Below are 12501 nucleotides of genomic sequence, written 5' to 3'. Positions count from 1 at the left end.
GGGGGCGGCAATCCGCCGCTCCCGCTCCTGTTATCTGATTTTCCGCGCCTCCAGATAGAAGCGCTTCTCGTTTGCCTCCCCCATGGAGAAGGTCTTGCGGGGCAGCACCCCGTCGTGCAGGATGATGGAGAACAGCCGCTCCTTGTCCATGGCGGGCATCAGGAAGGCCAGATTCCCCGGCCGTGCGGCCAGCTCCCGGGCCACGTCCGCGCCGTGGATGTAGTCCATGCGGCAGCGGTGGTTGATGGCATAGTCATCCAGGAAGGGCTGGAGGGTCCCCACCGGCAGGCGGGAGGTGGGGTGGGGCACCGTCACCACGCCCGCGCCGTCCCGGTGGACGAAGGACAGGGAGTGTCCCTCACCCGGCCCCAGGTGGGCCCCCGGGAAGGCGACCAGAAGCTGCCGGATGACGTCGTCCGGCTCCACGCCGAAGAGCACCCGGTGGATGGGCCTGAACTCCAGGGACTGGTCGTGGAGGTTGACCAGCTCGCACATGGCGTACCGGGCGGGCAGAGAATCCCACCGCTCCGGGGGCGTAAGCCGCTTCTGCCGCTCGTAGCACTCCTTGGCGGTGGCCAGGGAGTGGTTGCCGTCTCCCACGGCGAAGAGCAGAGGCGCTCCGCTGCCGCTGCCGTACCGCAGGCGGAAGGCGGCAGGATCGGCCAGGGCACGGAGAGCGGAGGCCACGGCGGCCTTCTCACGGTCCCCCAGCAGCCAGCCCTTCACATGGCCGCCCTGCTCCATCAGGTCAAAGTCGTACAGTACCTCCAGATCGTCCCTGGCAGCGGTGAGGGGGTCCATGATGGTGCGGTCCGGGTCGTCGGCCAGGAGCATGGCGTGGGGCAGCTCGATGGGCGCGTTCTTCCGCACCGCCACCCGGGGCGGGATGCGGCTGAGCACGGTGCCCTCGGTGCCCCGGATCAGGGTGCCGGAGCCCGGCTCATAGTCGTACTGCTCCAGGTCCACCATGCCCAGCAGTCCCCGGCGGGTCCGTCCGCCGGACAGGGTGCGCTCCACGTAGATCATGGCGTCAGGCAGGGTGCGGAACCGGCCCTCCCGCAGGTAGCGGGTCATGGTGTTGTTTACGTCCATGATGTCGGTCTCCACATCCGGCCCCTCCAGGCAGCTCTCGGGCAGGATGAGCCGCAGGGCGGACGGGGCGGAGCCCACATACTCCTCCACCCGCTGCCAGTACTCCGGCTGGGAGGTGTACTGGTCGCAGGGCGCCACCGACCACTTGGAATACTCGCAGTCTTTGGGCAGAAGGATGTCGGCCGGAACAAAGGGCAGTCCCTCAAAGCGTTTGTCCATGTCTCTCACTCACTTTCCGCCGGTGGTCCGGCCCCGGTCAGTCCATGGCGCTGCGGATGGCTGCAAGCAGGTCGCCAAACTCCTCGTAGGCGGGAATCTGGGGATAGTCGGCCTTGATCTGCTCCGTGCTGCGGAACAGGAACCCGGCCTTGCTGGCCTGGATCATGCCCAGGTCGTTGAAGCTGTCGCCCGAGGCGATGGTGTCGTAGCCGATGGACTGGAGGGCCCTGACGGTGGTCAGCTTGGACTGGGGGCAGCGCATTTTGAAGCCGGTGATCATGCCGTCGGGGGCCACCTCCAGGGTGTTGCAGAACAGGGTGGGCCAGCCCAGCTTCTTCATCAGGGGCTGGGCGAACTGCTCAAAGGTGTCGCTGAGGATGATCACCTGGGTGAAGTTGCGCAGCTCGTCCAGAAACTCCTTGGCTCCGGGCAGCGGGTCGATGGTGGCGATGGTGTCCTGAATCTCCTTCAGGCCCAGGCCGTGCTCCTTCAGCACGCCCAGACGCCAGTTCATCAGCTTGTCGTAGTCGGGCTCGTCCCGGGTGGTGCGCTTGAGCTCGGGGATGCCGCTGGCCTCGGCAAAGGCAATCCAGATCTCCGGTACCAGCACACCCTCCATATCCAGACAGGTAATGTACATCTCTGCGTCCCCTTTCTCTGGGTTGATAGATGCCGCGCTCAGTTCCCGGCGGCGCGGGCCTGCTTCTTGCGCAGGTTGGTGAGGAAGTTGTCCATGCGGGTCAGGGCCTCGGCGATGTCCTTCATGGAGGTGGCGTAGCAGCAGCGGATGAAGCCCTCGCCGCCGGGGCCAAAGGCGGTGCCCGAGATGACGGCCACCTTCTCCTCCATCAGGAACCGCTCACAGAACTCGTCGGAGCTCAGGCCGGTGGAACGGATGTCGGGGAACACGTAGAAGGCGCCCTTGGGCTCAAAGCAGGGCAGGCCGATGCGGCGCAGGCCCTCCACCAGGTAGCGGCGGCGGCCGTCGTACTCCTCCCGCATGCGCTCAATGTCCCGGTCGCCGTTGCGCATGGCCTCCACGGCGGCGTACTGGCTGACGGTGGGGGCGGACATGATGCCGAACTGGTGCAGCTTGAGCAGCTGCTTGATGATCTCCTTGGGGCCGCAGACGTAGCCCATGCGCCAGCCGGTCATGGCGTGGCTCTTGGAGAAGCCGTTGATGACGATGGTCCGCTCATACATGTCGGGAATGTTGGCGATGGAGGTGTGGTGCATGCCGTAGGTCAGCTCGGAGTAGATCTCGTCGGAGATGACCATGATGTCGGTGCCCCGCAGCACCTCGGCAATGGCCTCCAGGTCGGACCGCTCCATCACCGCGCCGGTGGGGTTGTTGGGGAAGGGCAGCACCAGGGCCTTGGTCTTGGGGGTGATGGCCTTCTTCAGCAGCTCGGGGGTGAGGCGGAACTCGTCCTCCGCCCGGGTCTCCAGCAGCACGGGGGTGCCGCCGGCCATGGAGGTCAGGGGCCCGTAGCACACAAAGGAGGGCACGGGGATGATGACCTCGTCGCCCGGATTGATCAGGCACCGCAGCGCCAGGTCGATGCCCTCGCTGCCGCCCACGGTCACCACAATCTGGCTGGCAAAGTCGTACTTCAGGTTAAAGCGGCGCTCCAGATAGGAGGCAATCTCCCGCCGCAGTTCGGCAAGGCCGGCGTTGGAGGTGTAGCGGGTGCGGCCTTTCTCCAGAGAGTAGATGCCCGCGTCCCGGATGTGCCAGGGGGTGACGAAGTCGGGCTCGCCCACGCCCAGGGAGATGGCATCCTTCATCTCTTCCAGAATATCGAAGAACCGGCGGATGCCGGAGGGCTGGACCTCCTGAATCCGCTGGGACATAATCTGCTCGTAATTCATACGAAAATAAACTCCCTTTCTCCCGGCGCCTGCTTCTCAAAGATCAGGTGCTTTTCTTTGTATTTTTTCAGAATGAAGTGGGTAGCCGTGCTGGTGACGCCCTCCAGAGAGGCCAGCCGGTCGCTGACAAAGGAGGCCACCTCCCGCAGGGTGTGACCGGAGATAATGACCGTAAAGTCAAAGGCGCCGCTCATCAGGTACAGCGCCTCTACCTCCTCATACTGATAGATACGCTCGGCAATGCGGTCAAAGCCCTCCTCCCGCTGGGGAATGACCTTCACCTCAATCAGTGCGGTCACGTCCTCCCGGTCGGTGGTGTTCCAGTCCACAATGGCCTGGTAGCCCAGAATGACCTTGTCCTCTTCATATTTCTTAATGGCGGCTTTGACTTCCTCCACCGTCATGTTTGCCATCGCGGCCAGCTGCTCGTGGGTAAGGGTGCAGTCCTCCTCCAAGAGCTGGAGCAGCTTTGTCATGCAGATCTCCTCCTGTCGGTGTTCATGTTTCGCCTGCCGGCCGGCGGCAGGCGCGGAGCTGTTCTCCGCTTAATATTCCTATTATAATGCCTGCGGGGCAAAGCCGCAAGAGGAGCCGCGGTCTTTTCCGCTTTCCTCTTCCGCACCTTATAATATATATGCTTCCGCAGCTTTCCCGGCAGACCTGATTTTAGGCCTGCTGCTCCGTGCCGTCAAGACTGTTTCACACATTTTCCAGCTTGTCCAACCATTTCTTTTTCACCCCTCCCGCCGCCATAATTTCTCTGCCGAATGATAGAAGAGACTCCCCCGGAAGGGTCAAAATTTTGTCTATTTTCCAGTGGAAATTCCTGTGCCAAAGTGCTATGATGAGGTGTAATTGATGCATAGCTAAGTATTTGCGCGTTTTGTTTTTCCGACAGAAAGCGCACCCGGAGGTGACAGTACAGTATGGAAACGGAATACATTGATCTGGTCAACCGAATCATCGCCGCGGAGCATACCGCCCAGGAGATCGCCCGTGAGGCACAGGAGAAGCAGCAGTCTCTGGACGCCGACCTGGAGCGGGACATCGCCCATATGCGTGAGGACTATTTCGCCCGTGCCAAGCACCGGATTGAAACGGTGGAAAAGGCCGAGCGGAAGGGTGCTGAAGAGGACATCGCAAAGCTGGACAAGCGTCTCAAGGACGCCATGGACAAGGTGGAGCGGGCCTATCAGCAGAACAAAGACCAGTGGGTGGACACGCTCTTCCTCAGAATTGTGGGCGGCCGGTCCTGATGCGCCCCGCACCCCTATCCTACGGGCGCAGAAAGGAGTGGTCGTGACATGATCGACAGCTATATGCGATACGGTGCCCTTGCCGCAAAGGTAAAGGCCCTGTACGGCAAGCGCCTTCGTTTTTCTGACTTTGAGCACATGGCGGGCCTGCCCAACGAGCAGAGCATCCTGGACTATCTGCGCACCCAGCCCGGCTGGTCTGCCGCGGTGTCCGCCGCTCTGTCCGCCATGAATTCCTCCGGTTATGTGGGCCGCATGGAGCTGGAGGATGCCCTTCGCCTCCAGGTCTGGCGGGAGTATGAGGGACTCAACCACTTCATCCCCCGGCCTGACAAAAATCTGGTGGCCTTTCCCCTGCGGCAGGCGGAGCTGCTGGCCATTCTTGGCACGCTGCGCCGCCTCAAGTCCCACGGACGGGTCCGGGAGGGTGTTCTCAACCTGCCCAACCTGTCCTTCAAGGTGAATCAGAAGGCGCTCGCCGCCTGCAAGGATTACAACGGACTGCTCGCCGCGGTGCAGGACAGCATCTACTACGAGCCCCTGCTCCACATCCGGCCCGACAATCCGGACACCCTGCCTGATTACACCACAACGGAGGCCCTCCTCCGTTCCACCTACTTCTCCCACATCTACCGCATCATCTACAAGTCCTACACCGGCGAGACCAAGTCGGTGCTGCTCAAAGGTATGGGTGAACGGGTGGACCTGCTCAACATTATCCATATTCTCCGCCTGAAGACCTACTTCCCCGGCGACGACCAGTATTACTCCGCCCTCTTCCCCATCAACTACAAGCTCAGGCCGGAGAAAATCAAGGCCATGTGCGACGCCTCCGACGTCTCACAGGTATTCGCCGTTCTTCAGGACACCCCCTACGCCGGACGCTTTACCTCTCTGGACGTAGCCGGTGTGGAGGATTGCTACCGCCGTTCCTTCTATACCTTCAACAAGCGGCAGCTGGTCTCCGGACCGCCCTCCATCTACACCGCCGTTTCCTATCTGAATGTGAAGTCCACCGAGCTGAAGGCTCTGGTGAACGTCATCGAATCGGTCAAATACGGCGCCCATTACGACGAGTCCTTCGCCCGTCTGGTGGGCGAATAAACCACCCGTGAAGATTGAAAGAAAAGGGAGATGGTCTGATTGTCAGTCATCCCGATGAAGTTACTCACCATTGCGGGACCCCTGGATCAGTTTGACACAGTGGTGCGTGAGTGCGTCATCAACCAGGAGTTCCACCCGGAAAACACCCTTCAGACAATGAAGGACGTCAAAGGGCTGCGTCCCTTTGAGATGAACAACCCCTATACCGCCCTTCTCCGCCGGGCCGAGCAGGTGGCGGACGAGGCCGGTATCCCCCTGGAGTACGAGCCCTTCGAGTCCGCTCTTGGGGACGACCCCGCCACCTTTGCCGACTACTTCGACACTCTGGAGAAGCGGGTCAACGACCTGACCCAGAAGCGGGAGGACCTGCTGCAGGAGGCCAAAAACTGCCGCAACCTGGTGCTCCAGCTGGACAAGCTCAAGGGCGTTGCCGCCAACCTTGAGGACCTGTGGAACCTGGACTTCTCCCGGTTCCGGTTCGGCTACATGCCCCGGGAGACCTACGACAGCTTCCAGCAGGCGCTCAACGAGGATGACACCATCCTCTTCTTCCCCACCAGCATTGAGCCCAAGCTGGTCTACGGCGTGTACTTCACCACCAAGGCGGCCCACGAGAAGGTGGACACCCTCTTCAACTCTCTCCACTTTGTCCGGCTGCACATCGATACCCACGCCCACGGCTCTGCCGACCAGGCCATCATCGAGCTGACCGCCGAGGCGGAGGCCGCTGAAAAGGCCGCCGAGCAGGCCAGGCAGGATATCTTCGGCCTCAAGCCCGCCGAGCACGACCGGCTGCTGGCCGACTACTGCTACCTGCGCTACATGAACGACTCCTACGATATGCGCCGCTTCGCGGCCCATTCCCGTGAGACTTTCTACCTCATGGGCTGGGTGCCCAGCGACAAAATCGCGGAGATTCAGGCCAAGCTGAGCAAGTTTGACCGGCTCTCCTGCGTGGTGGACAATGCGGGGGATATCTCCGACCTGACGCCCCCCACCAAGCTGAAAAACTCCTTCCTGGGCCGGGCCTTCCAGCCCTTCCTGGAGATGTACGGCCTGCCCGCCTACAACGAGATCGACCCCTCCATCTTCATGGCCATCACCTACTGCCTGTTCTTCGGCATCATGTTCGGTGACCTGGGCCAGGGCCTGTGCCTGGCGCTGGTGGGCATTGTGCTGTCCAAGTGGAAGAAGATGTGGCTGGGCAACATCATCACCTGCTGCGGCCTGTCCGGCGCGGTGTTCGGCTGTATCTACGGCAGCGTGTTCGGCCTGGAGGAAATCCTGCCCGGCTTCAAGATCATGGAGGAGAGCGTGCTCTCCGGCATGGGCGAGGTCAGCAACGTTCTTCTGCTGCTGGTCATGTCCATTGTGCTGGGCGTGATTATGCTGGCCTTTGTCATGGTGCTCAACATCATCAACGGCATCCGTCAGCACAATTTCGAAAAGATTCTCTTCGGGCCCAACGGCGTGGCCGGCATGGTGTTCTACCTGGGCCTTATCGGCGCGGCTGTGTCCACCCTGATTTTCGGCGTGAACCTGTTCGTGCCCGCCTATATCCTTCCCGTCATCGTGCTGCCTCTGGTGGTCATCCTCTTCAAGGAGCCCCTCTCCCTCATGCTGGAGGGCAACCCCGAGTGGAAGGAAATCCAGATCGGCGGCCTCATCGTCACCGGTTTCTTCGAGCTGTTTGAAACCTGCCTGTCCTTCCTCACCAACACCCTGTCCTTCATGCGTGTGGGCGCCTACGCCATCACCCACGTGGGCCTGATGCTGGTGGTTCAGATGCTGGCCAACATGGCCGGCGGCCTGGCAAGTCCAGGCGGCATCATCGTCATGATCCTGGGCAACCTGTTCGTCATGGGCTTTGAGGGCCTGCTGGTTGGCATCCAGGTGCTCCGTCTTGAGTTCTATGAGCTCTTCGGCCGCTTCTATGACGACGGCGGCGTGGCTTATCAGCCCAAGATCATCGACTACACGTCCCGCAGCGCGGCCTGAGCGCCGTCCGGACGGGACAATCAGCATCTTTTATTCCGCCCAATGGGCTGAATATAGGTTCCAAGTGATTTTAGGAGGTCTATAACAATGAAATACCTGGTTCTTCTTCTGGCTACCTTTGCCGTTTTCTGCCCCCTGTTCCTCATTGGCATCCGCAAGTACACCGGCAAGCGGGCCAAGAACGCTCTGATGGCCAATGTCTGCTCCTTCTTCGGCTGCCTGGTGCTGTGCACCGTGGTGGGCATCGGCGGTGCCGCCGGCGCTGCCGACGTGTCCGTTGAGGCCGCTACCGCCTCCGCCAACGGCATCATGATGGGTCTGAAGTACATCGGCGCCGCTCTGGCCGTGGGCCTGTCCGGCATCGGCGGCGGTATCGCCGTGGCTTCCTCCGCTTCCGCCGCTCTGGGCGCCATCTCCGAGAACGACAAGGCCTTTGGTAAGGCCCTGATCTTCGTCGGTCTGGCCGAAGGCGTGGCCCTGTACGGCCTGATTGTGGCCCTGCTCCTCCTGTTCACCTAATACGACAGGCGACTGTTCACCCCGGCCGGCCCGTCCCAATGGGCGGTGCCGGCCAAATCCTCCCCCCGCGCGGGAGCCGGCACAGTCACCCTGCCCCGGCTTCCGCCGCTGTCCGCCTCCCCGGCGGGCGGCGGCGGGGTCCTCCATCCGCCGGAGGTTTTATTTCCTGACTGCGCGCCGAAAGGCGCATGGAGGTCTGTATGAAGTATTTTGTTATCACTGACAGCACCGATACCCAGGTGGGCCTGCGTCTGGCGGGTATCGAGGGCGTGGTGGTCCGCGAGATCCCCGAGGCCCGCAAGGCCATTCAGACCGCGGCGGCCGACCCGGAGATCGCCGTCCTCCTGGTGACGGAGAATCTGGCGGCCAAGTGCTCCGACCTGCTGGAGCCCCTCAAAATGAGCTGCCATATTCCTCTGGTGGTGGAAATCCCGGACCGGCACAGCACCGGCCGTTCCTCCGACTCCATCACCCGTTATATCCGCGAGGCCATCGGGGTCAAACTTTGACCTGTGTCCTCCTCTTTTAACCAAAGGAGGTTTTCTCTTCATGCCTGAATTTAACAAAAAGCTGGACCACTTTACGTCCACCCTTCTGGCCGAGGCCACCGCGGAGACCGACCGTGTCCTCGGTGAGGTCAAGGCCCAGCATGACGCTTCCTACTCCGCCGCCGAGGACAAGATTCTGGCGGAGACCTATCACTACATCCGCACCGAGGTGTCCCGCATCCGCAGCGAGGAGGGCCGCAAGGTCTCCCGTCACATGCTGGACAACAAGAAGGCCCTCTATCTCCGCCGTGAGGAGATTGCCCGGGAGGTCTTTGAGGCGGTGCGGGACCGCATCGTCGCGTACAGCGCCACCCCCGAGTACCGCAAGCGGCTGACCGAGGTGGCCCGTCAGACGGTGGACACCCTCAAGGGCGCCGGTGACATTGTCATCTGCCTGCGCCCCGAGGACATGGACCAGTCCGACGCCATCGCCGCCGCCCTGGACGGCGTGAAGGTGGAGTTCAAGGCCGACAACCGGATTCTCATGGGCGGCCTGACTGCCTCCTCCCCCTCCCTGGGCCGCCGGGTGGACGCCACCTTCGGCACCGCCATGGAGGAGCTGAACGGACATTTTGCCGAGATCTTCGGCCTGTCCCTGTCCGACGATCTGACCGAGACCGTGGAGTAAGACCGCGTCCCCGGTCCCTGATTACCTGTTTGTTGTGAGGATGATACTATGAGCCAATACGTTATCAAGGGCGTCAACGGCCCTGTTGTCACCGTCGTCGGCGGCCAGGGTCTGGCCATGATGGACATGGTGCACGTGGGTAATGAGGGTCTGATTGGCGAGGTCGTAGGCGTGAGCGGCGGCGTGACCACCGTGCAGGTCTACGAGGATACCGCCGGTCTGGCCCCCGGTCAGCCCGTCACCGCCACCGGCGCGCCCATGTCCGTCAAGCTGGGCCCCGGCCTGCTGAGCAATATCTTCGACGGCATCGCCCGTCCCCTGAACGTCATCGAGGACAAGGCCGGCCCCTTCATCACCCGGGGCATCAACATCTCCGCCCTGGACGAGGAGAAGCTGTGGGACGCCACCGTCACCGTCAAGGTGGGCGACACCATCCGTCCCGGCACCGAGTACGCCTTCTGCCAGGAGACCTCCCTCATCAAGCACCGCTGCCTGGCTCCCGCCGGCGTGGACGGCAAGGTCACCCGCGCCCTCCCCAGCGGCAGCTACAACGTCAATGAGGTTCTGGTGGAGGTCACCGACCTGTACGGCCGTGTGCACAAGCTCTGCCTGGCCCAGGACTGCCGCATCCGCACCCCCCGGCCCATGGCCGAGCGTCTGCCCATCTCCCGGCCCCTCATCACCGGCCAGCGCATTATCGATACCCTCTTCCCCATCGGCAAGGGCGGCGCCGCCGCCATCCCCGGCCCCTTCGGCGCCGGCAAGACCATGACCCAGCACCAGCTGGCCAAGTGGTCTGACGCCGACATCATCGTCTACCTGGGCTGCGGCGAGCGCGGCAACGAGATGACCCAGGCCCTGGAGGAGTTCTCCGAGCTGCTGGACCCCAAGAGCCACCAGCCTCTGATGAACCGCACCATCCTGATTGCCAACACCTCCAACATGCCCGTGGCCGCCCGTGAGGCCTCCGTCTACACCGGCATGACCATCGCCGAGTACTACCGCGATATGGGCTACCACGTGGCCCTGATGGCCGACTCCACCTCCCGCTGGGCCGAGGCTCTGCGTGAGATCTCCGGCCGTCTGGAGGAGATGCCCGCTGAGGAGGGCTTCCCCGCCTACCTGGCCTCCCGTCTGGCCGAGTTCTACGAGCGCGCCGGCTACGTGAAGACCCTGGAGGGCAAGGAGGGCAGCGTCACCGTCATCGGCGCCGTCTCCCCCCAGGGCGGCGACTTCTCCGAGCCCGTCACCCAGAACACCAAGCGTTATGTCCGTACCTTCTGGGGCCTGGACCGCGCGCTGGCCTATGCCCGTCACTTCCCCTCCATCAACTGGCTGACCTCCTACTCCGAGTACGCCGCCGACCTGAAGCCCTGGTATGACGCCAACGTGGGCCCCGACTTCGTGCCCTGCCGCAACAAGGTGGCCAACCTCCTCCAGGAGGAGGCCTCCCTGATGGAGATCGTCAAGCTCATCGGCGCGGACATCCTGCCCGAGGACCAGAAGCTGGTCATTGAGACCGCCCGTCTCATCCGCGTGGGCTTCCTGCAGCAGAACGCCTACCACGATATCGATACCTACGTCCCCCTGGAGAAGCAGCTGAAGATGATGCAGGTCATCCTGCGCCTCTACGAGGGCGCCAAGGCCCTTCTCACCCGCTCCATTCCTCTCTCTCAGCTCAAGGCCACCGGCATCTTTGAGACCCTGACCAAGATCAAGTACGAGGTCGCCAACGACCAGCTGGAGAAGTTCGCCGAGTACGACAAGCTGGTGGACGAGGCCCTGGACACCGTGGACAAGGCCAACCGCTGAGACGAGATTTTTGAGGTGATTTTATGCGCATGGAATATATCGGCCTGTCCGAGCTGTCCGGTTCTCTGATCGCCCTTCAGGGCGTGGAGGACGTGGCCTACGACGAGATGGCCGAAATCACCCTGGAGAGCGGCGAGCGCCGCTACGGCCGCGTCATCATGATTGACGGCGACAAGGTCATTCTCCAGGTCTTTGAGGGCACCAAGGGCATCTCCCTGGAAAATGCCCGCACCCACTTCACCGGCAAGCCCATGGATATCGCCCTCTCCCACGAGATGCTGGGCCGTATCTTCGACGGCGCCGGCCGGCCCATTGACGGCCTGGGCGAGATCTACCCCGAGCAGCGCCGCAACATCAACGGCGCCGCCATCAACCCGGTGTCCCGCCAGTACCCCCGCTCCTGCATCTACACCGGCATCTCCGCCATTGACGGCTGCTCCACCCTGATCCGCGGTCAGAAGCTGCCCATCTTCTCCGGCTCCGGCATGAAGCATAACGAGCTGGCGGCCCAGATCGTCCGTCAGGCCCGGGTCGGTGACCAGGACGGCGAGTTCGCCATCGTGTTCGCCGCCATGGGCGTCAAGAACGACACCGCCGAGTTCTTCCGCCGCAACTTCGAGGAGGCCGGCGCCCTCCAGCGGGTGGTCATGTTCATGAACCTGGCCTCCGACCCCATCATCGAGCGTATCCTGACCCCCCGCTGCGCTCTCACCGCCGCTGAGTATCTGGCCTTTGACCTGGGCTACCACGTGCTGGTCATCATGACCGATATGACCTCCTACTGCGAGGCCGTCCGTGAGTTCTCCTCCTCCAAGGGCGAGATTCCCTCCCGTAAGGGCTTCCCCTCCTACCTGTACTCCGACCTGGCCTCCCTCTACGAGCGCGCCGGTATGATCAAGGGCCGCCCCGGCTCCGTGACCCAGGTGCCCGTCCTGACCATGCCCAACGACGATATTACCCACCCCATCCCCGACCTGACCGGCTACATTACCGAGGGTCAGATCGTGCTCAACCGGGACATGGACCAGAAGGGTATCTATCCCCCCATCGCCATCCTGCCCTCCCTGTCCCGTTTGATGAAGGACGGCATCGGCAAGGGCTTCACCCGGGACGACCACCCCGACCTGTCCAACCAGCTCTTCGCGTCCTACTCCAAGGTGCAGGACGCCCGCAGCCTGGCCAGCGTTATCGGCGAGGACGAGCTGAGCGACATCGACAAGAAGTACCTGGAGTTCGGCAAGGCCTTTGAGTCCCTGTTCATCAACCAGGACATGGTGGACAACCGCACCATCGACCAGACCCTGGACCTGGGCTGGAAGCTGCTGAGCATCCTGCCCAAGAGCGAGCTGGACCGTATGAGCAGCACCATGATTGAGGCCCACTATGTGGAGGACGCCTACAAGACCATTCTCAACCCCGAATCCGCCGCCGGAGACGGGAAGCTCAACTAACC

Annotated in this window: 12 protein-coding genes; 8 read left to right on the top strand and 4 right to left on the bottom strand. The window is 62.5% G+C overall.

The annotated features are described in order from the left end of the window. Positions 1-30: 30 nt before the first annotated feature. The 4 genes from ACOX7T_RS03530 to ACOX7T_RS03515 are packed head-to-tail and all read right to left on the bottom strand — an operon-like array spanning position 31 to position 3659. Positions 31-1311 carry a DUF1015 domain-containing protein gene (locus ACOX7T_RS03530; RefSeq protein WP_433439955.1) on the bottom strand — a complete coding sequence of 427 codons (1281 nt, stop codon included), beginning with the start codon at positions 1309-1311 and terminating at the stop codon, positions 31-33. 37 nt (positions 1312-1348) lie between these two features. Further along, positions 1349-1951, bottom strand: coding sequence for a bifunctional phosphoserine phosphatase/homoserine phosphotransferase ThrH (gene thrH / locus ACOX7T_RS03525; RefSeq protein ID WP_433439953.1), 603 nt, complete (start codon positions 1949-1951; stop codon positions 1349-1351). Between the two features lie 38 nt (positions 1952-1989). After that, entirely contained in the window at positions 1990-3183 is a 1194-nt protein-coding gene (locus tag ACOX7T_RS03520; RefSeq protein ID WP_433439951.1) for a pyridoxal phosphate-dependent aminotransferase, read from the bottom strand. Beyond that, the gene (locus tag ACOX7T_RS03515; RefSeq protein WP_433439949.1) at positions 3180-3659 is read right to left on the bottom strand and encodes an Lrp/AsnC family transcriptional regulator; all 480 of its coding nucleotides are present in this window, start codon (positions 3657-3659) and stop codon (positions 3180-3182) included. The genes ACOX7T_RS03520 and ACOX7T_RS03515 overlap by 4 nt, the downstream gene beginning before the upstream one ends. A 450-nt stretch (positions 3660-4109) precedes the next feature. On the opposite strand from ACOX7T_RS03515, the gene ACOX7T_RS03510 reads away from it, so the two are divergent. From ACOX7T_RS03510 to ACOX7T_RS03475, 8 genes are all read left to right on the top strand, one after another. Then, positions 4110-4439 carry a hypothetical protein gene (locus tag ACOX7T_RS03510; RefSeq protein ID WP_433439947.1) on the top strand — a complete coding sequence of 110 codons (330 nt, stop codon included), beginning with the start codon at positions 4110-4112 and terminating at the stop codon, positions 4437-4439. A 48-nt stretch (positions 4440-4487) separates the two neighbouring features. Then, positions 4488-5543, top strand: a complete 1056-nt coding sequence (locus tag ACOX7T_RS03505; protein WP_433439945.1) for a V-type ATPase subunit — start codon at positions 4488-4490, stop codon at positions 5541-5543. A gap of 39 nt (positions 5544-5582) precedes the next feature. Continuing rightward, positions 5583-7541, top strand: a complete 1959-nt coding sequence (locus ACOX7T_RS03500) for a V-type ATP synthase subunit I (protein WP_433439943.1) — start codon at positions 5583-5585, stop codon at positions 7539-7541. 87 nt (positions 7542-7628) lie between these two features. Beyond that, a complete protein-coding gene (locus ACOX7T_RS03495; protein WP_148317651.1) occupies positions 7629-8060 on the top strand; it encodes an ATP synthase subunit C in 432 nt (143 codons plus the stop codon). Between the two features lie 200 nt (positions 8061-8260). Then, positions 8261-8569 (top strand): V-type ATP synthase subunit F, encoded by a 309-nt coding sequence (locus ACOX7T_RS03490; RefSeq protein WP_433439941.1) that lies wholly within the window; start codon positions 8261-8263, stop codon positions 8567-8569. Positions 8570-8609: 40 nt separating this feature from the next. Continuing rightward, a complete protein-coding gene (locus ACOX7T_RS03485; protein WP_433439939.1) occupies positions 8610-9236 on the top strand; it encodes a V-type ATP synthase subunit E in 627 nt (208 codons plus the stop codon). A gap of 48 nt (positions 9237-9284) precedes the next feature. Beyond that, a complete protein-coding gene (locus tag ACOX7T_RS03480) occupies positions 9285-11048 on the top strand; it encodes a V-type ATP synthase subunit A (protein WP_433439937.1) in 1764 nt (587 codons plus the stop codon). A 23-nt stretch (positions 11049-11071) separates the two neighbouring features. Next, the gene (locus tag ACOX7T_RS03475) at positions 11072-12499 is read left to right on the top strand and encodes a V-type ATP synthase subunit B (protein ID WP_433439935.1); all 1428 of its coding nucleotides are present in this window, start codon (positions 11072-11074) and stop codon (positions 12497-12499) included. The last annotated feature ends 2 nt before the right edge of the window (positions 12500-12501 follow it).

Source organism: Pseudoflavonifractor sp., assembly GCF_050943825.1.
Lineage (GTDB): Bacteria > Bacillota > Clostridia > Oscillospirales > Oscillospiraceae > Pseudoflavonifractor.
The sequence above is the reverse complement of the archived record's forward strand: the minus strand, read 5'-3'. Positions and strand labels throughout refer to the sequence as shown.